Below are 20,683 nucleotides of genomic sequence, written 5' to 3'. Positions count from 1 at the left end.
CGCTTCCCCTTACAGTGCTTCGTCGTCAGTTTCACCGGTCCGAATCCGGACCGCTTGCTCTAAATCGGTGACAAAGATTTTACCGTCACCGATTTTGCCGGTATGGGCCGCTTTTACGATGGCCTCCAACAGCAGCTCGACATTTTCAGCCTTGGTCGCGATATCCAGCTTTATCTTGGGCAGAAAATCCACCTGATATTCGGCACCGCGATACAGCTCGGTGTGCCCCTTCTGACGGCCAAAACCTTTGACCTCGGTTACTGTCATACCTTCGATACCCATGCCGGCGATGGCTTCACGCACATCGTCGAGTTTGAAGGGTTTGATGATTGCACTCACCAGTTTCATTCCGGCCTCCACTGATTGTTGTATGTCTTGCCTGACAAAGACATTTCAAGCATCGCGCCAAAGTTTCAACACAATGTTTTTAATATATTTATTACATTTCACGCACAAATTGAGCGCATAAATTCGCACAAAAAAAGTGCACTTATGCAGGCCGCGCACCAATGTGGTGCATTTGACTTTCGGCGTATTGGCAGCGGCATCAAAAAGGGGTTAACTGGGTAAAACCAAGGAGGCGAGACATGCTTAAGCCAAGTGAAACTGTGCTTGTAGTCGTGGATGTTCAGGGCAAACTGGCCCGACTGATGCACAACTCAGAAGCCATGCACCAGCAGCTGATCACCCTGATAAGCGGGGCAAGAATTTTTGATATTCCCATTCTCTGGTTAGAGCAATTACCGGAAAAGCTGGGGCCCACTTCTGAAGAGCTCCGACTTGTGCTCGAAGGCTTCAGCCCAATCCCCAAGGAACATTTCAGTGGCTGGGCTTGTGATGAGTTTCAGCAAGCACTTAACAACACCGGGCGCAAGCAGGTGCTGCTGTGTGGCATAGAAACCCATATTTGTGTGTATCAAAGCTGCCGTGACATGCTGGACAACGGCTTTGATGTGCATTTGGTGGCCGATGCCATGGGGTCCCGCACCGCCGAGAATAAAGCATTGGGGCTGCAAATGATGGGTGAGGCCGGCGCCAAACTCACCAACGTGGAGTCGCTGCTGTTTGAACTGCAACATCATGCGGTTGGTGACAGTTTCAGGGCATTGCTGAAACTCATCAAATAATCGCTGCAAGATTCACTTCTGCCAAAAAAAAGCCCCCGCAATGCGGGGGCTTTGAGTATGCAGGCTTGGGGTTTGCTGCTTACTTGTAAGTGGCTTCGCGGGCCTTGGCTTCTGCTTCCCACTTGGGCAGCATTTCTTGCTTGAACTTGGCCTTATCGGCGTTCATCTTGTCCATGTCCATGCCCAGAGCAGCCTGAGCTTTGGCCTTGGTAGAGATGTCCGGCAGCTCGATTGGCTGCTTCACGCCTTTGGTGGCCAGCAACTGTGCCAGTTGAACGCGGGCATTGGCAGCCTTGTCCACTGCAGTACCCAGAACACGCAGTGCTTCAGCTGGAGCGTGTGCAGACACGCCGTGAGAAGCAATGGCGTAGTCCCAGCGCCACTGAGCGTGACGGATGTTGGTCAGGATAGGCTTCATTTCTTCTTCGGTGGCACCGGCTTTCCAGGCAGCACCGGCTTCGAAGTGAGCAGCAACCAGCTGAGTTTCAGCCTTGGACTTCAGCTCCATCACTTTGGACTTGTTGTCCTTGTAGACGGTCAGCATGTGTTCTTTGTCCTGGCTGTGGCAGGTACCACAGGTTTCTTCGAAACGGTCGAATGGGTTGCCCACTTTGTGGTCGGTAAACTTCTTACCCTGTTCGTTGGTGACTTTCGGCATGTGACAGTCAACACAGGACACATTGTTTTGACCGTGAGTACCCAGTTTCCAGGTTTCATAACCTGGGTGCTGCGCTTTCAGCATTGGGGTCTTGGACACAGCGTGGGTCCAGTCGGCAAACTGGATGGCGTCATAATAGACTTCCATGTTTTCCACTGTGGTACCGCCGTCCCATGGGAACTTCACGAAACCTTTGCGATCGTCAGACTTTTCGAAGTAGTACTCCACGTGGCACTGGGCGCACACCATGGATTCTTTATCCTGCTTGGAAGCCTTGTCGAATGGGGTGCCAATGGCTTCCATGGCGCGGGAAGCAAATGGACGTGACAGGCGCAGTTTTGGGGTGCCTTTTTCGTGACAGTCACCGCAACCAATGGTGTTGGCCACTTCGGCGCCACCTTTGGCCCACTTGCCGGTGAAATAGCCTGATTCGCCCTGCTCTTCAATCAGACGGGGCACGTCAGGGCTCTTACAGCTCCAGCAAGCCATTGGCATTGGGCCATCTTCGGCTGAGGTAGGAGCACCGGTACGCAGGGTGTTGCGCACGTCGGTCAGTGCATACATGTGACCACGGGGGGCGTTGTAGTCTTTGGCAAAACCGTAGCCGGCCCACAAAATCACCAGTGCAGGATCCTGCTCCAGCGCATCTGTGATGGCTTCGCTTTCGGCAGTCGCATGCCAACTGTTATATTGTTTGCTGAATTTGTCTTTGTATACATCATTGCGTGGCTCGGTTTTATCACTGGCCATCGCACCGGCAGCTACAAAGCTGGCGGCGACCAATGCGCTCAGCGCAAAGGATTTTCCGGTTAGCTTTCTCACCATCTCATCTCCGTGTTAGTTTTTGTGTTTCTGAAATACCCACGACATCTCCAGGGTCAAAAGTAGTCCTGTTAACCCTCCTTTTACATACCTATTAAGTGGTATCGGAGCCAAAGTTTGCACAAGATCAAACTCTGGATGTGTCATTGTTCACACTTTTGCATGAGTACGGGTGTGGTAAAGAAAAAGCTAATGTAGAACATAGGCTTTAGTTGCAAACATCGGCTCTCCTTCTCGACAGGAATTTTCATGAAACGTGGCAGTCTCACCTCCAAGATTCTCGGGCTGATGATGGTGCTTATCCTGCTCTCCAGTGGGCTATCTATCTTCGCACTCGCCAACCTGTCATACAGCCTGGGCGATGCCCGTGCCATCAATGCCTCAGGTTCACTGCGGATGCAGAGTTACCGGTTAATGTTTTATGCCAACTCCGGCAGTGACGAGGCCGAAGATAAAATCCGTGAGTTTGAAGCCACGCTCTATTCACCGGCACTCAAGAACTCCCTTGACTGGAGTACGCCCCAGCGTCTGAAAGATCAGTATCTGCTGGTTATCGATAAATGGAAGGTGATGAAATACTTCATCGAAGAGGAAAACTCACGTCTTTATGCCTCTTCGTTGAAAGACTTTGTCGATACCATCGACCTGTTCGTACTGGAAACCGAACATCACGCCGCCTTTAAATTAAAACTCCTTGCAGCCAGCCAGTTGCTGGGCCTGGGGATGATGCTTGCCATCGCCCTGGTGGCGGTACGCTATACCAAGCGCAAGGTGGTGGAGCCGCTAAACCAGCTGATGCTTTCCGCCAACACCATCTCCAAGGGCAATTTCGATGTGGACATGCCCCAGAGCGAGTATATCGAGCTGCAGGCACTGGCCGATGCGCTGGACTCCACCGCCAAGGAGCTGTCGGCGCTCTATGGGGATCTCGAGTCTCAGGTGCAGGAAAAGACCCTGGCACTGACCCGAGCCAATCAGGAGCTCAACTTTCTGTATGACAATCTGGTGATGCTGCACGGCAAAACCCTCGATTACCGTGCATTAAAGGCAGCCCTGGATCAGCTAAAGCAGTATGAACAGCTGGATTATTTGCGCCTGATAATTCAGGACGAAGGGGACACAGAAGAAGCCATTGAGGCCGAAGGTGGCTGGCCGGCCGAGCTTGAAGCCTCGTGCCGTTTTCCGCTCACCTTCGAGCACACGGATTTGGGCTACCTCGAGATGGTGTCAGGCAAGGCGCCCAACCGCCCCCTGTTTGAAAACTTCGCCATCATGCTGGCCCGCTCTATTCTCATTCACCAATCGGCCGAGCAGCGTCAGCAACTGGCGTTAATGGAAGAGCGGGGTGTGATTGCCCGAGAGCTGCACGACTCGCTGGGTCAGGTGCTCTCCTTCCTCAAAATCCAAATTTCTCTACTGAGAAAAGGCCTGGACGACAGCTGCCGTAATCCCGAAGTAGAGCAACAACTTAATGAAATTAACGAAGGTGTGAGCACCGCCTATGTGCAGCTCAGGGAACTGCTTTCAACCTTCCGTCTCACCATCAAAGAACCTAACCTCAAGCACGCACTCGAGGCCATGCTGGAGCAGCTTCGCGGCCAAACACACACCAGGCTCACCCTGGATTACGGTATCCGCGAGCAGCTGCTTGGTGCCAATCAGCACATTCACATACTGCAATTGACCCGCGAAGCCACCTTGAATGCCATAAAACATGCCAACGCCAGTGAAATTGTGATTCAATGCGCTAAGAATAACGAAGGTATGATCAATATCAGCGTCAGCGATGATGGTGTCGGTATAGAACATCTCAGAGAGCGGGACCAGCATTTCGGCATTGGCATCATGCACGAACGAGCCAGCAAGCTCGATGGTCAGCTGCACTTTTCCAGTAATGAAGCAGGTGGTACAACGGTTACACTCACGCTTCCCCCACATCAGGAGCCAAGTCAACATGGGTAAACCCTATTCAGTTCTGGTGGTCGACGACCACCCCCTGCTGCGCCGCGGTATCTGTCAGCTCATTGGATCTGATAAGGATTTCACACTGTTTGGCGAGGCTGGCAGTGGTCTGGATGCCCTGAGCGCGGTGGCCAATGACGAGCCTGACATCATATTGCTGGACCTGAACATGAAAGGCATGACGGGCCTCGATACCCTCAACGGCCTGCGTCAGGAGGGGGTGACCTCCCGCATCGTTATCCTGACTGTGTCTGACGCCAAACAGGACGTAATACGCCTGCTGCGAGCCGGTGCCGACGGTTATTTGCTTAAAGACACAGAGCCGGATCTGCTGCTTGAAAAACTCAAGCACGCCATGTTGGGGCACAGGGTGATAAGCGAAGCGGTGGAGGAATACCTGTTTGAGCTGAAAAATGCCACCGACGAAAACGAGTGGATAGATGCCCTGACGCCACGTGAGCTGCAAATCCTGGAACAACTGGCAGAAGGTCTGAGCAACCGACTGATTTCAGAGCAGCTGCATATCAGCGAAGGCACGGTGAAAGTGCATGTAAAAAACCTGCTGCGAAAGGCCAACGCCAAGTCCCGCACCGAAATGGCGGTGAGATACCTGAACCGCTGAGCACAAAAAAGGCAGCCGAGGCTGCCTTTTTCAATCCCTGTATTTCAGCGGGTTTCCACTAAAAATGCCTGCCAGCTTTTCAAGGCTGCTTCCAAATCTTCGAGGCCACAGCTGGCCTCAAGTTCGGCATCGTAAAGGGACATGCCATCGTCCAGCTCATCCTGGTTGTCATACCCCAGCACATTGGCATAGACCCGGGCCTGCTCCTCATCCAGCTCCAGACTGAATTCCCGGCCCGTCACTCGCCACTCACGCAGCTCCCCGGCCTGAATCGCGGAAATGGCCTTTAAAACGGTAGCCGCAGCAGTGGGCTTGTCACCGAGCTCTTCACCAAACCATCGCCCCATCACCTCATGCTCCATGCTGAAACGAGCCATCACGGAACCATCCAGGCCGTTGCGGCGAAATTCGTACTCCATAATCTATCCACTGTGATTCAAACATCGTTATCGATACGGAAATTTTATCCTATACACGCGGCTCTTGCCTCTTCGCCGCAACAAAGCGGTACTTGAATCCTCTCCCCGCTCTGGGCTAGTGTCATGAAAAGCTTTGAAAAGGAACCAAACATGTCACAGGGATTCATCTACAGCTATTGGCTGAGCGGCGAACGGGCCGGACACCCTCTCGACGAGGATACCCTTAATACCTGGACACCCGACCAGGGAAACATCTGGGTCCACCTCAATTATCACTCCCAGGCGGCACGTGAATGGCTGCACCGAACCGATTTGCCCAAACTTGAAATTGATGCCCTGCTGTCCCGGGACACCCGGCCCAGAGCGATCGCGGCAGACAGCGGCCTGCTGCTGGCTCTGCGCGGTGTTAACCTCAATCCAGACGAGGCGCCGGAAGACATGGTGGCACTGCGGCTATTTGCCGATAAGCACAGGGTGGTGAGCACCTGTCGTCGCAGCCTGCAATCGGTCAAAGAGCTCGCGGCCCTGATAGAAGTAAAAACGGGCCCCACGACACCGGCTGAGTTTATTTTGTCCCTGTGTGACAAGTTAACCACCCGCAAAACCGACTTTATTCACGAGCTGGAAGAAAAACTGGATCTGCTGGAAGACCAGGTCGTCGGCAGCAAGAGCAAGGATTTGCGAAACGACATTGCCGACCTCAGGCGACAGACTGTCATGGTGCGCCGCTATCTGGCGCCGCAGCGGGAAGCCTTTACCACACTGCAAACCGAAACCGGGCAACTGTTTAAAAAGAGCGAACAGCTAAAGATGCGGGAAATTCGCGATCGCCTCACCCGGGCCATTGAAGACCTCGACGCCCTCAGGGACAGGGCCAGTGTGACCCAGGAAGAATTGATGAGCCGCCAGTCCGAAGAGCTTAACCAGCGGCTGTATTTTCTGTCGCTGGTGACGGCTGTCTTCCTGCCGCTGGGCTTTCTTACCGGGCTGCTTGGCGTCAATATCGGCGGCATCCCCGGCGCCGACACTCCCTGGGCCTTTGCCCTCTTTTGCGCCATTTTGGTGCTTTTGGTGATATTGCAGCTGTGGCTGTTTTACCGAAAACGCTGGCTGTAACAAAAAGGACGCCATCGGCGTCCTTTTTCATTTCAATATCAGTCACAAAGTGCTGTCCAGAGTGTCAGCAAAGGTATCCGCATCAATTGGTGCGATAACGGGCCAGTACCTTACCCAGCGAGCGGGAGGCCTCGGCGAGTCTGGCGACCCCCTCTGATGACTGCTCAGCCACTGTACGTATGGTGTTGGACTGGTTACGTATATCACTGAGCTCAGCGGCAATGCTGTTGGCAACGCTGCTTTGCTCTTCGGCGGAGGTGGAAATCTGGATGCTCATGTCGGTAATGGCGCGCGACGAGTCGGCAATTCCCCTCACATCAGCACCTATGTTGGCAATCACACCACTGCTGGACTGGGCCTGACTGACGGTCTTTTCGGTAATATTGGCGATATTACGGCTCTCGCCCTGCAGCTTTTCAATCATGGCCTGAATTTCAACGGTTGCCGCCTGGGTGCGGCTTGCCAAAGTACGCACCTCATCTGCCACCACGGCAAAGCCCCTGCCCTGTTCGCCGGCACGGGCCGCTTCAATCGCGGCGTTGAGGGCGAGCAGGTTGGTTTGCTCAGAAATCGCATTAATGGTGGTGATCACTTCGTTGATTTGGGTGGTGTTCACGTTGAGCGTCGCCACCGAGCTTGACGCCTGTTCAATCAGACCGGACAGCTGCTCAATGTCAGAAATGGCCTTTTGTACCCGCTGGAAGCTGCTTTCCACCTGAGTGGCATCCTGCTCGGTTTTTTCAGTGGCCTGACGGGAGATATTGGATACTTCCTGCGCTGAAGCCGTCATTTCTTCCATGGCGGTGGCGACTGAGTCCAACGACACATACTGTCTATTAATCTGCTGCAGGCTCTGTTTCATTTCCCGTCCGAAGGACTCAGAGGTATCGCTCAGGGTATCGGCGTTGGCCTTCACCACCTTAACCAGCTCGGTCAGGGTATCCATGGCTTTATCCAGTGCACAGCCAATGGTACCGAACTCATCACGGCCGGGGTGGAAGCCTAAACGCGAAGTCAAATCCCCCGAGCCGATTTTCTCGGTGGTGGTGTACAGCACCCACAGGGCACCACCGATAAAGGTGGCAACCCAGTATAAAAATATCGCAAAGGGTAATAACCACACCCCAGTCCAAAGCAGGCTGGCACTGGCCGCAGAGCGCGCCTTGCTCTCCTGGCTGCGCACATCCTGTTCCAGAGTATAGCTCTGACCATTGGCGGCGATGGCGCTGACAGTAACTGAATCCCCATCGTGGCGATTTTTGCCGCTTCCCATGGTTAATCCCAGGCCGGCGGCTTTCTCAAACTGGCCCGTTGCATTCAGGGTGTCCAGCATGCCCGCTAATCTCGCTTCTGCGGCTTTAACCGAGCTTGCCTCTATGGCATCGACACTCTGGGAGTAGCGCAACCCGGCGGTGGTTCCCAGCGCCAATACAAACAGCAAAAACACGACCCACATCTTGTCGTTAATGGACATGCGGATGAAAATTTTATCGATAGTTCGAAAATCGACCTGCTTCATTGGTACTCCAGAACGCGATTCGGCGAGTTGTTATTATTGCACCAAATTCAAAATCTTGCTCAGTCACTTTACTGATATTCTGCGTGGATTTGCACCAAAAAAAAGACGCCCTGGGGGCGTCTTTTACCAAAGCATTCCGGATTATTGCGCAGGAGCAGCTTCGGCAGGTGCGGCTTTTTCGATGGACACCAGTTCAACCTCAAATACCAGAGTCGAGTTGGCAGGGATAGTGCCATTGTCACGCTCACCGTAGGCCAGCTCAGCGGGGATCACGAAGCGGTACTTGGAACCCACAGACATCAGCTGCACGCCTTCGGTCCAACCGGCGATAACACGATTCAGGGGGAATTTGGCGGTCTGGCCACGGTCGTATGAGCTATCAAATGGCGTGCCATCGATCAGGGTACCGGCATAGTGCACTTCAACCACATCTTCAGCGGCTGGCTTGTCGCCTTCAGCGGCAACCAATACTTCGTACTGGAGACCAGACTCGGTAGTGGTAACGCCTTCTTTGGCCTTGTTGGTTTCCTGGAACTTTTTACCGTCTTCCAGATTTTTGGCGGCCAGCGCTTCAGCCTGAGCAACGCGCTTGTCGTTCAGCTTCTTGTCCAGATTCTGCAGCACTGTCTGCATTTCTTCTTCGGTCAGCTTCAGGGCACCGTTCAGGCCGTTGGCAAAACCTTCAACAATCAGGGTGCGATCCGCTGGCAGGCCGAGGGCTTCCTGCTCCTTGATGTGACCTGACATGTAGCTGCCGATGGAAGCGCCAACACTGTATGCTTCTTTCTGGGCCTCAGTGGTCAGGGAAACAGCTGGTGCAACTTCTGCTGCTTTTTCTTCTTTATTACAGGCAGTTAAACCTACTACGGCCAGGGCGACCAGAGAGTATTTATAAATAGATTTCATTGAAGCTTCCTTAGCGTCCTCAAGTGGTTACAATAACCTTTGTTATTCATCAAACCGCCCCACTTTATACTAGTTACTAAGCTTATGCCATGGGCAGCACCAAGCGGGGGCTGTCCGGAAATACAGACAGCAATGAGACCTGGGCATGTGGAATAAGTTCAACCTATGTAATCTGTGGCTGGCACTGGTTTTAGTGCTCTTATCGGGCTGTTCCCCGAAGCAAGCCGATGGGGTGTTGGTACTCAGTGACGCCCCCAGTTATGGCGCAACCCTGAGCCAGGACGCCGGCATGGCACTCATCAGCACCGAGTCCGGTGGTGTTGAGCTGTGGCAGCTCTCTCCCAAAACCCTCAAACACAGATGGCAACACGGACCTACCAGTAACGAGTCCATCGCCCTTGCCCTGTCGGACAACGGCGTTTATGCAGCCTCATTAAGCCGGGATTCAGTTGCACTGTGGAGGATAGATGACGGTTCTCAGGTGGGGCTTTGGTCACTGCCTTCGGTGGGGCAGGCGCTGGCGCTCTCCGATGGCGGAGGTCTCTTGATAGGACTCGCCGATGGCTCTGTGATGTCGCTCGTGGCCGGCCAAACCAAACTTATCCGATTCCTTGGACACAGCGAGAAGGTCAACAGCGTGGCGCTGTCAGCCGATGGCAAGTTGGCACTCAGCGGGGGCAACGACTATCAGGCCATTCTCTGGCAGGCCGATACCGGACAGCCATTGCAAACCCTGCAGTTTGATGCCCGGGTACTGGCTGTGGCGCTGTCCTCAAACGGTGAGCTGGCATTCGCCGCCGATGCCAAGGCCGATGCCCGCATTTTTGCCAGCCAATCCGGCAAAGTCATCAGTGAATTACGGATAAAGCAGCGCACCATGACCTTTTCTGCGGCCCGATTCAGCCACAACAATGCGGCATTGCTAACAGGCACCCCCTTTAGGGAAGTACTGCGCTGGCAAACAAAAGATGGAAAAGTAACCGGTCGCTGGCAGGTGAGTCTCTCCAATCGACCGCAAAATAAAGGTGCCGTTGTATACTCAGTGGCCGAAACCGGCCTGCCACAAACACCTGTTGCCAGCATCAGCAGCAGTGGCAGAGTGGAATACTGGTCAACGAGGTAACAATGCAAACAGATATACAGGCAATGCAACAGCAAATCGAAGAGCTGCAAACCAAGCTCGCTTTCAACGAGATGACGGTGGAAGAGCTGAATCAGGAAGTCATTAAGCTCAACGACATTGTTGCCAAGCAAACTCACGCGATTCAAATGCTGGTGAGTAAGCTTAAAGCGATGGAACCGAGCAATATCGCGACCCAGGCGGAAGAAACGCCGCCGCCCCACTACTGAGTATTCGCCACAAGAACAGGGAATTTCATGGCCAGCATCCAAACCGCCCCCATCGTCATCACAGGAGACCCGGTGCTCTATCAAAAAGCTGCACCTGTCACTGTGTTTGACGCCAATCTGGATAGGCTCGCGCAAACCCTGATGGCCACCATGTTGCAGGCCAAAGGTGTGGGCATAGCCGCGCCGCAGAGTGGCGAGAGTCAGCGGCTTTTCATCGTCGCATCCCGCCCCAACGAGCGTTATCCCGATGCACCCCTGATGGAGCCTGTGGTGATGGTCAATCCTGTGCTGCTGTCGGGTTCGTCAGAATGGGAGCTGGGTGAAGAAGGCTGTCTGTCGGTGCCGGGAAAACGGCTGGCCATCGCGCGCCATCTCTGGGTCGATGCCCAGTGGCAAGACTTGCAGGGCCGTACCCACTCCGGTCGTCTTACCGGCTTTATCGCACGGATTTTTCAGCACGAGCTGGATCACCTCAATGGCATCACCCTGCTGGAGCGCGTCACCATGGCGTCACAGGAGCGCGCAGCGGCTTCGGGAGAGACACTACTGTGAGCCAACGCTCGGCAGTACTCATAACAGCGCTCTTCCTTGGCGGCTGCGCCATGGGCGGCTTCTTTATGAGTTATCCAGCGCAGATGACACAGGTTAAGCAAGCGCTTTCGGGCCCGACGCCCCTGTCACCGCTGGCACAATTAAGCACAGAGCTCAGCGGCAAAGACGGCCTGCTTTATGCGCAGGAAGCGGGACGGGTCGCACAGGTCGGTGGCGACTTTAAAGCAAGCCAGGATTATTACCGAAGTGCCATTGCGACCTATGCCAAATTCGATGACCAGGCCACCGTCAGCCTCAACAACCTCGGCGCCAACGCCGGCAGTCTGGTATTGAATGATAATGTTATTCCCTACCGTGGCCCGGGATTTGAGCGGGTGATGGTTCACCAGTATCAGGCGCTCAATTACCTGATGCAGAACGACTTTGAAGGCGCTCTGGTGGAGGTGCGCCGGGCCAATGAATTACAGGCGCTGGAGCAAAAGCGCTATGAAAAATCCAAAGAGTCGGTCAAGGCCATGGCCAATGGCACTGTGGACAGTGAAATAAACCGCCTCGAACAGCAGGCTGGAACGGTTACCAGTTCTTTCTTAAATGCCTACAGCTACTACACCACTGGCCTAATCCATGAGCTCCTGGGGGAAGAAAACGACGCCTTTATCGATTATCGCAAGGCAGCGCAAATCTTCCCGGGCAATCCATACCTGGAGCAGGATCTGGTGCGCTTGGCCAAAAAGCTCGCCATGCCCCAGTATGAGGAATTCAAAGACAGGTTCGGCGACGCCATACTGCCCGGCCAACGGGACGGCCAGCTGGTACTGCTGCTGGAGCGGAATTTCGTGTTAGCCAAGCAGCCACTCACGGTCCCCTTTACCATCAACGGAAACTGGCAAACCGTATCGCTGCCAACCTATGGCAGCAGTGGTCCGGCGCCAGCGCCCCTTAGCCTGACGGGGCTGGATGCGCCCCTGCAGCCGGCAACCATCGCCAACATGGACGCACTCGCCATCAACGCGCTTAAAGAAGACTTGCCCGCACTGCTCATTCGTCAGGCGGCCCGGGTCTATGCCAAATCAGAGTTAACCCGCAGTGTGGAAAGCCAAAGCAAAAAACGCCGGGACGAGTTTGATGGCGCCGCCGTGGCCATGCAGATTTTTAATGTGTTAAGCGAACAGGCCGATTTACGCAGCTGGCTGACCCTGCCAAAACAGGCCCAGATGGGCCGCCGGTTTTTACCTGAGGGCGATTACAGTGTTACCCTTGGCAATGCCAGCAGGAACATAGAGATACGTCCCGGACAGACTACCCTGGTATGGGCGATTGACACGGGCAGCAACATCCGCTTTTATTCAATCAACATCAAAAGTAAATGGAACTGACTATGAAACACTTCAAACTGATTTTCATCCTGGCAGCGTCCCTTGGCCTGGGCGCCTGTCAATCCAAGGTTGAGTACGGAGACGCCACCGAAGTGGAAACGGTGAATGAGAACTTCGGTTCCACCGATCTGCAGGCCATCACCTCCAAGATGGTGGACAGCATGCTGACCTTCCCGCCTGTGGTGGCCATGACTGCCAAACAGCGTCCCATCATCTTCGTGGACAAAATCAAAAACAAAACCTCAGAGCACATAGATACCGAGTCGGTGACCGACTCCATCAGCAACAAGCTGCTACGCTCCGGCAAGTTCCGCTTTATCGATATGACCAAGGTGGACGCCGTTCGTAAGCAGCTGGATTACCAAAACAACTCTGGTATGGTTGACCCATCAACCGCCATCCGTTTTGGCCGCCAAATCGGCGCGCAGTACATGCTCTACGGCAACCTGTCCAGCATTGTGAAACAGGAAGGCAGCACCAAGGATGTGTACTACAAGATGACCATGCGTCTGATGGATTTGGAAACCGGTCTCATCGAATGGTCCGACGAAAAAGAAATCCGCAAGACCAAGTCCAAGTCATTCCTCGGCATGTAATTGCCTGTCTGGTAAGACAAAATCTGAAAATAAAAAAACCAGCGCCAATGCGCTGGTTTTTTATTGCGGTTAATCCATCCGTTACAGCCAAATCCCGCCAATCAGCGCAAAGCCTGCCACCAGCGCCAGAATGGGCAACCTGAGCACCTTCAGCGCTGCGAAACCGACAACCACCAGCGCCATGTCCATGGGGCCCACCACAGCAGAGAGCCAAATCGGCTGGTAGAGCGCACTGAGCAGCAGCCCCACCACAGCGGCATTGACGCCCGCGACCGCACCCGCCACCCTGGGGCGTTGACTCAGTCCCTCCCATGCGGGAAGAAACGCCAGCAGCAATAAAAAGCCAGGCAGAAAGATAGCCAGGGTCGCAATCAACGCCCCTGCCACAGCATCCCCGGTGGCCACATCGGCGCCCAAAAAGGTCGCCAGGGTAAACATGGGGCCGGGAATGGCCTGAGCGGCTGCATAGCCGGTCAAAAACCGGTCCGGCGACATCAGCTCGCCAAAATGTCCTTCCAGCAGCGGCAACACCACATGGCCACCACCGAACACCAGGGAGCCGGCCTGAAAGTTCACTGCTGCAATCCACGCCTCACTGCCGCCGCTGAAGGCTGAAACCCCATAAAAGGCGCCACCAAGGAGCAAGGTAAAGGCAAGCAGCCAGCCCCAGCCTATGCCGGCGAGCTTACCGCCAGACCCGCCGGATGGAGACAAGTAAACAACTCCCACCACAGCGGCCAGCGCCAGTACCCCAAACTGCACCCAACTGAGCCCGAAAAGCAGCAGCGCTATCGTACTGGCAGCCATAATCAGTCTCGCTGCCGCATGCTGGCAAAACTGGCGGAACATACCCAAACAGGCATCCATCACCACCACCACGGCAAGCAGTTTAAGCCCGTGAATGAGGCCGTCGAACCAGGACTGCCCCAACAGATTGGCACTGGTCACGGCCAGCAGATACATCAACATGGCCGATGGCAGGGTAAAGCCGACAAAGGCAGCCAGAGCACCGCCAAGCCCACCGCGGGTGAGTCCTATGGCAAACCCCAGTTGGCTGGAACCTGGCCCGGGCAAAAATTGCGACAATGCCACCAGGGCACCGAACCGCTTTTCATCGACCCAATTGAGTTCGCTGACGAAAGTCTGCCTGAAATAACCGATATGGGCCGCAGGCCCACCGAAGCTGGTCAATCCCAGCATGAAAAAACGCACGAAAATCTGCCACATAGCCTTGAGTTTTCCCCGAATGCGATGGCATCAGAGTATGACATCTTTGTGACACCAAGTTGACATAAAAAAACCACCGCAGCTGCGGTGGTTTTGGTTTTTGCTGGCCCGGGCACGAATTTCGTCTCCCGGGCCTTAACTGCACGATGGGCAGTCGGTCTCTTTCTGTATCAATTACTTGGACAGGAAGCGACGACGCAGACCCAGAGCAAGCAACATCATCAGTGCCAGAGGACCTGTGCTGCCACCACCAGAGGTGCTGGCAGGGGTTTCAGGCTGAGTCGTCACTGGAGGCTGAGGCTCAACACCGTCAGAAACTACGGTCAGCATAAAGCTGGTGGAAGCCGCATCACTTGGGTTTTCCACGTCGCTTACAGTCACAGTCACTTCCACTTCACCATGGAAATCTTTTTCCGGAGTGATGCTGATGGTGCTGCCGGAGCTGTTACCGGATACGGTGGCAGTGATGTGTTCACCGGTCACAGTAATCTGGTTCACGCTGTTTTGCTCATCGGCGAAGAGCACTTCGATACCTTCCAGAGTTGTGTTTTCGTTCACGCTCTGGTCGGCAATGGCGCCCAGGGTGATATTGCCCGGTACAACAACATCGTGGTTGATTTCGATATCGGCCATGCCTTCAACCTGGCTGACAGCGTTAAAGCTCAGTGTCTTACCGGCAGCGCTTGGTTTGACCTTGGTCCAGGCAGTCACTTCGAACTGCGACGATTCAGGACCCTGGTAGTCATAACAGATCACCAGACCATTCTTGAGTTTCTGGTCGAGGTCATCAAAGGCAAACTGCTCTCCACGATAACCTTCCAGCGGACCGTGACTGTAGATACCACCACGGAAACCCTGCAGGCCGATAGAACCACGACCATCTTCGTTGCCGAAGTCGATATTGTCGTAGGCCATCATCATCTCGTATTCACCGTCACCAAAGCGGGTGTTTACGTTGAAGATAAGCTCGAAGTCGAATCTGTCGGTCATTTCATCCCACTGGTAGACACGGTTTGCATCGCGACCTGCTGGCAGATATGAACGGGCGTTATCGTACTCCAGGATACCCCAACCGGTTTGGGTGCTGGCGATACTGATACCGGCGCGCTCCTGCAAACTGTTAATCAGCGGAGTCGCCATGATGGCTTTGGTCGACGCTGCGCTGAGACCATAACCACGCCACAGCATACCAATGCTTTCGTATGGGAAGCTCAGGTAAGGGAAGATGTCATGGTATGGGAAGAAGAAGGGTTGACCTTCCCACAGTGACACAGTGCCATGGGCACGGATATCCAGCGCGTTCTGCTTGCCAGAGTTTAGGTTGTCGGCGTTATTGTACAGATGGAAGGAATCATAACGGCCACCGAAAATCAGATCGATTGGCAATACCACACCGTTACGGGTCAGGATGCTGTTGTCCTTACCATTGAGGGCACGGCCATTGGCGTCGTATTCCACCGGAGCGAAACCGCTGAACATAGGATAGATACGGAACTCTTCCAGGTTCACATAGCCGCCCGGATTCTTGTTACCAAAGTCCGGGGTGCGGCACATGGCGTCTTCCACGTTTGTGGACACCTTGTAAGAAGGCGACAGCTCACTGGTGTCAGGCTGCACACCACTGATGGTCAGCTTGCCATTTTCCAGTTTGATGTCAGTCACCATGGTGCTGGAAGACGTCAGTACATCTTCAACATCCAGGCTCAGATCGGCCGGTACGTCTGCGGCAATGGTAAAGGCGCGGTCAGCACCCGAGTCATTGGGCAACACGGTGAAAGTGAACGGAATCACATCGCCTTCTTTGGCACCGGTTTGCGGCGCATCCAGGCTCACATCGTCATTACCGCGGATCAGTTTGAACGCAGTCTTACCAATATTACCGGCATTGATGTCAGACGTGCCGAAATCGATCAGGGAGTAGTAGATATCCCCTGTTTGCATTTCAGGCATGTTCCAGTTTACCTGTACATCCACCGCATCCTTGCCGTTGCTGGCAGGGACATCGATGCTCATGCCAGCGGCCAGCTCATCGGTCACCACGGTAGTGGCATACTGGAAAGTCTCTTCCGGGAAGTTATGGTAGTTGTTCTGTGCACTGCCCTTGCGGTTGTTGTAGAACACGGCCCAGTACTGACCTTCTTCCGGTTCATTGATGTTACAGAAGTTGTTGTACTGGATGTGGTTTGACACACACAGCAGTTCCTCGAAGGGATCTGCCTGACCGTTACCGTTGTAGTCCTTACCCACGTACACCAGCAGGTTACCCTTATCGAAAGTACCTTCCAGTGGTGACTCAGTGGTTCCCAGAGACTCTACAATCAGACGACGGGCATTGGCTGGCACGTCAATCATCACTGTGGCGGTCGCTTCGTCCAGACGCTCTTCCATAGGAACAGTCATGTCAGCGTTGGAAGACCAGGGGAAGTTGCCGTCATTGTCCTTTGGCAACACCAGTGTCTGCACATCGGCCTTCACCGGATTGAAGATACGGCCATGGATGTTATCACCCTCGGGCAGATTAATGCCCTTGAGCACGGCATTGCCTTCGTTGCGGTGCGCAGTGGCAGCCAAACGAGCAGGCATGTCGTTCATGTCGTACTTGAATACCACAGGCCAGTGGGCCTCAGGCGCCTTGCCACTGGTCTCGGAGAAGATCAGATTGGAGTGCAGCTCCACTTCGGCATTCGAGAACCAGTCCTGGGTATCCATGATGGACGCCTCAATCACTATGGTCTGGGTCTCACCGGCCGCCAGGGTGAACTCGCTTGGGCTGACCTTGATGTTAACACCGTTCTGAGCAGACTGAGAGCGAGAGTCGAAGGCCCAGTTCACCACGTCATCGTGGGTCACAGACCAGCTGCCGTCTTTGGTCGCTTTAACGGTACGGATCCACTGACACTTTGGCTTACAGCTGAAGTTCACCAGCTGTGGAATGTTCAGCTTGTGAACAGCACCACCGTTGAGTGGATCGGCTGCACGGAAGTTGTCAGCAGTCTCATCCATGATGAGGCCAGCCTGAACGGCGTTGGCTACATTGATACGGCCGGTACCGGCACGGTAAGTGGACGCCAGTTCAATATCACCGGTTGCTTCGTTGAGACGGCGATACTGCACCTTGTTTTCGGCAGTCATGGCCAGCGCTGACTGGATTTCAGTGGCAGTCCAGGAAGGCTGTGCCTGCTTGAGCAGCGCCATGGCACCGGCCACATGGGGTGACGCCATGGAAGTACCGCTCAGGAAGGCATAATCGCCCGAGCCCGGAGCTGCGGTGAACGGATGCTCATCGGCAAAGGCGGCATAGATGTCAACGCCGGGCGCGGCAACGGCGGGGATCAGCGCTTCTGGTGTAGAAGAGCTTGGACCACGGGAAGAGAAAGCCGCCAGCCAATCGGCATTTTCCGGGTTCAACTCACGCTCAATGCGGGTGTTGCCGATGGTCAGCATATGGTCTGTGCCCTTGGCCAGCCAATCGCTCAGGCCATAGCCGCTCATGCCATTGTCCCAACGGCCATCCCACTCTTCTTTGGTGATGTGGATAGAAGGCACAGAATACTTGGCCAGAGATACCAGCGGGTCGTTATTGGCATAGTTGTACATGATCATGCCATCAGCGCCACCGGCCTTGACGTTGTCAGCCTTGGCAGTGCGGGCAATACCATTGGGGTCTGTCAGACTGTTGCGCTTACAAACGACAATCACATCAACTGGATTACCGCCACTGTCCTGAAGATCAAAGGTGCCTTCCGGGAAAGGGGTTCCGCAGTATTCATCACCGAAGTTTTTGGCCTGCACCACCATACCTGTTACCGGGGTATCGTTGATGGCGCCGCCGACGATTTCGCTCCAGCGTGGTGCTTCGCTGCCACCCATGGGGTCGGTCAGCTTGGTTTCAACAACCACTTCACGGTCGTGAGTCGTGGCAGCCACGTTCATCAGCCAGGGAGAGGCATGGTCGATAGCACCAAAGTACTCTTTATAACCAACTGGTTGGCCTGAGTTGCCGGCAGCGGCAGCCACAGAAATGCCTGCTTCACGGGCGGCCAGGAAGGCCAGCTCCACATCGTCGCTCCATGGGTGAGAATCCTGACCACCGATGGAGAAGTTAATTACATCCACACCATCGCTGATGGCATCTTCGATACCGGCGATCAGCGCCTCACCCGGACAACCGCGGAACTCGGCCACGTCGTTGGAAGGATGACACACCTGATAGGACACTATGTTGGCGTGGGGGGCTACACCGCTGATACGTGGGAACAGGCCTTCCTTGATGATGGCGCCATCGGACACAGCATCGGCCGTTGGTGTAGAGAAAGGCACATCGTTGAGCACGTTACCGGCCGCAGTCGATGCCACGTGTGAACCGTGGCCCTGGTAATCTTCACCCACGGCTGGACGGGTATCACCAAACACACCACTGGTGAAGTTGTCGGTGATAACAGGGTAAGAACGTACACCAATCAGCTTGTCGTTACAGAGGGTTTCGAAACCGTCTTTGGCGCAGTCACCAACGTAGTTGCCGGCACCCCAGGGGTTGGTGTGATCGTAACCGTCACCACCGATATCGGCGAAAGAGGCGTGATCAGTGTTAACACCGGTATCCACGATACCGACGATAACTTTTTCACCCTTGTAAGGTACGGATTGGGTAACACTGCCGTCCCAAATCTTGTTGGCCTGGATAAGCTCAGGACCCGCATCAGACAGCAGCTCGTAGGTCTTGGCGCGGCGCACGGTGGCAACACCGGCAACCTCTGACATACGCTTGGCTTCATCCTGGGTCATGGCCATGGAGAAACCGTTCACGGCATTGGTAAACTGGGCGCGTACTTCACGCTGTCCCACAACGGCGGAAGCCGCAGCCAATACATCGTTTTGTTTGCTCAGCAGTTTTGAGCGATAAGCAGCCACTTCATTGGACACAGGCTTACCGGCGACAAAGAGTTTGCCTTTGCCACCCTTGGCACTGCGGGCCTGTATGCCCACACCGGAGTTAGCCAGCGGCTTGTCGCGCAGGGTAACAATGTATACATGCTCACCGCTGAGGCCTTCTTCGTATTCGAAGCGACGTGATTGCGGGGTGATCTGGATATTCAGACCTTCACCCTGACCAAGGCTATCCTCGGTAACGGGTGAACCGCTTTGCAATTGGGCGATTTGTTCAGTGCTCAGCTTCAGGGGTTCGAGTTTATGCTGCTCGATGACGTTCAAGCTGGCCGCCGCATACATGCTGCCAGCCCCATAAAGGGTCGCTACCACAGCACTGGTTACGAGGTTCAGTTTCAAGACGCTATCTCCGATGTTGTTATTGGAATGCTTGCTCGTCCGCCGGTGAAAAACCGGTCAGGAAGGCATCATCTAAGCACCGTCTGAAGAAAGAACCTCAACACTTTGATGTAGCATTTTGTAGACAAATTTAACAACTGATACAAAATCAAAACACTTCGACTGGATGTAGCATTTTGTAGCCTTTTCCAGTATTTGCTGGAGAGCACAGATTATCGTGATAATCTCTGGGCAAAGAGCCCGAAAAACACACAAACTTATTCCAAAAGCGCTAATAAGAAATAACCCATGAAACCCCTGATACTGTTTATGCTGATGCTGTCTCTGGCTTTCCCCGTGAAAGCGGAAGAGTTGCAAACAGTGACTCCGGGAGACTGGCAGGTCTCGCTGGCCCTTGGCTATGGGATACTTGAAAACCCCCGCAAAAAAACCGAAGACATCACCACCTATGTACTGCCAAGCTGGTATTACTACGGCGAAGACTTTTACGTTGAGAATTTCACCCTGGGATACAGCCTCTACGAAACCGACTGGTTGAGTGTAGATGTACAGGGACAGTTAAACGATGACGGTATCTATTTTGAGTACGATGGATTTGGTAAGTTGTTGCTGTCGGACATCCTCGGCTACAAACCCAATACCGGCCCCATAGTTCGTCCGGGGGTTGAGCCGCCCAAACTTGAGCCGGTAGAGCGCAATCTGTCTTATCTCGGCGGTCTCAGCGCAACCTGGTACACGCCCGTGTTCGACCTGACAACAGGGGTGTTTTACGACATCACCGGTGTACACAACGGCTATGAGTGGCAACTCAGTGCCAGAAAGTCCTTCGCCTGGTCTTGGGGCGCCGCAGGTATAGAGATTGGCGGCGTATACAAAAATGCCGATTTGGTGGACTACTACTACAATGTGACGCAAGCAGAGTCCGGCGCCAGACGCCCGCCTGCGCCGCTTGAAGCGGCCACCAACTGGCACGTCAAAGGCGTGCTGAACATTCCCCTGAGCGACAGTCTGAACTTTATTCTCACTGTCAATCATACCCGCCTGGGTAAAGCCATAAGAGAGAGCGCTCTGATAGAAAGAGACGATCTTTTCTCGGGTTTTGCCGGCGTCAGCTACAGTTTCTAGGAGCGGGTATGGGAAAGCGA

General features: G+C 54.2%; 17 protein-coding genes. 10 read left to right on the top strand and 7 right to left on the bottom strand.

Annotated elements, in window-relative coordinates; translation table 11 throughout:
- Positions 1-9: 9 nt before the first annotated feature.
- Entirely contained in the window at positions 10-348 is a 339-nt protein-coding gene (locus K0H63_RS03635) for a P-II family nitrogen regulator (RefSeq protein WP_011758768.1), read from the bottom strand.
- A 239-nt stretch (positions 349-587) separates the two neighbouring features.
- On the opposite strand from K0H63_RS03635, the gene K0H63_RS03630 reads away from it, so the two are divergent.
- Entirely contained in the window at positions 588-1,127 is a 540-nt protein-coding gene (locus K0H63_RS03630) for a hydrolase (RefSeq protein WP_220066767.1), read from the top strand.
- Between the two features lie 79 nt (positions 1,128-1,206).
- On the opposite strand, the gene nrfA is transcribed toward K0H63_RS03630, so the two are convergent.
- The gene (gene nrfA, locus K0H63_RS03625; protein WP_220066766.1) at positions 1,207-2,610 is read right to left on the bottom strand and encodes an ammonia-forming nitrite reductase cytochrome c552 subunit; all 1,404 of its coding nucleotides are present in this window, start codon (positions 2,608-2,610) and stop codon (positions 1,207-1,209) included.
- Between the two features lie 246 nt (positions 2,611-2,856).
- On the opposite strand from nrfA, the gene narQ reads away from it, so the two are divergent.
- Both narQ and K0H63_RS03615 read left to right on the top strand, forming a co-directional pair.
- Positions 2,857-4,569, top strand: coding sequence for a nitrate/nitrite two-component system sensor histidine kinase NarQ (narQ, locus tag K0H63_RS03620; protein WP_220066765.1), 1,713 nt, complete (start codon positions 2,857-2,859; stop codon positions 4,567-4,569).
- The gene (locus K0H63_RS03615) at positions 4,562-5,191 is read left to right on the top strand and encodes a response regulator (protein WP_220066764.1); all 630 of its coding nucleotides are present in this window, start codon (positions 4,562-4,564) and stop codon (positions 5,189-5,191) included. Before narQ ends, K0H63_RS03615 begins: the two co-directional genes overlap by 8 nt.
- Positions 5,192-5,235: 44 nt before the next feature.
- Here K0H63_RS03615 and K0H63_RS03610 read toward each other — a convergent pair whose 3' ends face one another.
- Positions 5,236-5,610, bottom strand: coding sequence for a YacL family protein (locus tag K0H63_RS03610; protein WP_220066763.1), 375 nt, complete (start codon positions 5,608-5,610; stop codon positions 5,236-5,238).
- Positions 5,611-5,760: 150 nt separating this feature from the next.
- Between K0H63_RS03610 and K0H63_RS03605 the strand changes: the two genes are divergently transcribed.
- Positions 5,761-6,726: a zinc transporter ZntB gene (locus K0H63_RS03605; protein ID WP_220066762.1), complete on the top strand. Its 966-nt coding sequence runs from the start codon at positions 5,761-5,763 to the stop codon at positions 6,724-6,726.
- 82 nt (positions 6,727-6,808) lie between these two features.
- Here K0H63_RS03605 and K0H63_RS03600 read toward each other — a convergent pair whose 3' ends face one another.
- Both K0H63_RS03600 and fkpA read right to left on the bottom strand, forming a co-directional pair.
- A complete protein-coding gene (locus K0H63_RS03600) occupies positions 6,809-8,245 on the bottom strand; it encodes a methyl-accepting chemotaxis protein (protein WP_220066761.1) in 1,437 nt (478 codons plus the stop codon).
- Positions 8,246-8,386: 141 nt separating this feature from the next.
- A complete protein-coding gene (gene fkpA, locus K0H63_RS03595; protein ID WP_220066760.1) occupies positions 8,387-9,151 on the bottom strand; it encodes an FKBP-type peptidyl-prolyl cis-trans isomerase in 765 nt (254 codons plus the stop codon).
- A 145-nt stretch (positions 9,152-9,296) separates the two neighbouring features.
- Between fkpA and K0H63_RS03590 the strand changes: the two genes are divergently transcribed.
- From K0H63_RS03590 to lpoB, 5 genes are read left to right on the top strand one after another with little or no spacing between them, the layout of a single operon-like run.
- Positions 9,297-10,274 (top strand): WD40 repeat domain-containing protein, encoded by a 978-nt coding sequence (locus K0H63_RS03590; protein WP_220066759.1) that lies wholly within the window; start codon positions 9,297-9,299, stop codon positions 10,272-10,274.
- Positions 10,275-10,288: 14 nt separating this feature from the next.
- Positions 10,289-10,501 (top strand): SlyX family protein, encoded by a 213-nt coding sequence (locus tag K0H63_RS03585; RefSeq protein ID WP_220067799.1) that lies wholly within the window; start codon positions 10,289-10,291, stop codon positions 10,499-10,501.
- Positions 10,502-10,528: 27 nt separating this feature from the next.
- Positions 10,529-11,053 carry a peptide deformylase gene (gene def, locus K0H63_RS03580; RefSeq protein WP_220066758.1) on the top strand — a complete coding sequence of 175 codons (525 nt, stop codon included), beginning with the start codon at positions 10,529-10,531 and terminating at the stop codon, positions 11,051-11,053.
- 50 nt (positions 11,054-11,103) lie between these two features.
- The gene (locus tag K0H63_RS03575) at positions 11,104-12,429 is read left to right on the top strand and encodes a COG3014 family protein (protein WP_258405701.1); all 1,326 of its coding nucleotides are present in this window, start codon (positions 11,104-11,106) and stop codon (positions 12,427-12,429) included.
- Positions 12,430-12,431: 2 nt separating this feature from the next.
- Positions 12,432-13,025 carry a penicillin-binding protein activator LpoB gene (gene lpoB, locus K0H63_RS03570; protein ID WP_220066756.1) on the top strand — a complete coding sequence of 198 codons (594 nt, stop codon included), beginning with the start codon at positions 12,432-12,434 and terminating at the stop codon, positions 13,023-13,025.
- Between the two features lie 81 nt (positions 13,026-13,106).
- Here the strand turns inward: lpoB and chrA are convergent, their stop codons facing one another.
- Entirely contained in the window at positions 13,107-14,252 is a 1,146-nt protein-coding gene (gene chrA / locus K0H63_RS03565; RefSeq protein WP_220066755.1) for a chromate efflux transporter, read from the bottom strand.
- 174 nt (positions 14,253-14,426) lie between these two features.
- Positions 14,427-19,538, bottom strand: a complete 5,112-nt coding sequence (locus K0H63_RS03560; protein WP_220066754.1) for a S8 family serine peptidase — start codon at positions 19,536-19,538, stop codon at positions 14,427-14,429.
- Between the two features lie 288 nt (positions 19,539-19,826).
- On the opposite strand from K0H63_RS03560, the gene K0H63_RS03555 reads away from it, so the two are divergent.
- Positions 19,827-20,663, top strand: coding sequence for a MipA/OmpV family protein (locus K0H63_RS03555; RefSeq protein ID WP_220066753.1), 837 nt, complete (start codon positions 19,827-19,829; stop codon positions 20,661-20,663).
- The last annotated feature ends 20 nt before the right edge of the window (positions 20,664-20,683 follow it).

Origin of the sequence: Shewanella zhangzhouensis, assembly GCF_019457615.1 — a bacterium.
Lineage (GTDB): Bacteria > Pseudomonadota > Gammaproteobacteria > Enterobacterales > Shewanellaceae > Shewanella > Shewanella zhangzhouensis.
This window is presented reverse-complemented; position numbering and strand designations above follow the sequence as displayed.

Coding starts and splice junctions, on each gene's coding strand:
- K0H63_RS03635 (WP_011758768.1), bottom strand. CDS start 348: ATGAAACTGGTGAGTGCAATCATCAAACCCTTCAAACTCGACGATGTG.
- K0H63_RS03575 (WP_258405701.1), top strand. CDS start 11,104: ATGGGCGGCTTCTTTATGAGTTATCCAGCGCAGATGACACAGGTTAAG.
- narQ (WP_220066765.1), top strand. CDS start 2,857: ATGAAACGTGGCAGTCTCACCTCCAAGATTCTCGGGCTGATGATGGTG.
- chrA (WP_220066755.1), bottom strand. CDS start 14,252: ATGTGGCAGATTTTCGTGCGTTTTTTCATGCTGGGATTGACCAGCTTC.
- nrfA (WP_220066766.1), bottom strand. CDS start 2,610: ATGGTGAGAAAGCTAACCGGAAAATCCTTTGCGCTGAGCGCATTGGTC.
- K0H63_RS03555 (WP_220066753.1), top strand. CDS start 19,827: ATGAAACCCCTGATACTGTTTATGCTGATGCTGTCTCTGGCTTTCCCC.
- K0H63_RS03610 (WP_220066763.1), bottom strand. CDS start 5,610: ATGGAGTACGAATTTCGCCGCAACGGCCTGGATGGTTCCGTGATGGCT.
- def (WP_220066758.1), top strand. CDS start 10,529: ATGGCCAGCATCCAAACCGCCCCCATCGTCATCACAGGAGACCCGGTG.
- fkpA (WP_220066760.1), bottom strand. CDS start 9,151: ATGAAATCTATTTATAAATACTCTCTGGTCGCCCTGGCCGTAGTAGGT.
- K0H63_RS03600 (WP_220066761.1), bottom strand. CDS start 8,245: ATGAAGCAGGTCGATTTTCGAACTATCGATAAAATTTTCATCCGCATG.
- lpoB (WP_220066756.1), top strand. CDS start 12,432: ATGAAACACTTCAAACTGATTTTCATCCTGGCAGCGTCCCTTGGCCTG.
- K0H63_RS03630 (WP_220066767.1), top strand. CDS start 588: ATGCTTAAGCCAAGTGAAACTGTGCTTGTAGTCGTGGATGTTCAGGGC.
- K0H63_RS03615 (WP_220066764.1), top strand. CDS start 4,562: ATGGGTAAACCCTATTCAGTTCTGGTGGTCGACGACCACCCCCTGCTG.
- K0H63_RS03590 (WP_220066759.1), top strand. CDS start 9,297: ATGTGGAATAAGTTCAACCTATGTAATCTGTGGCTGGCACTGGTTTTA.
- K0H63_RS03605 (WP_220066762.1), top strand. CDS start 5,761: ATGTCACAGGGATTCATCTACAGCTATTGGCTGAGCGGCGAACGGGCC.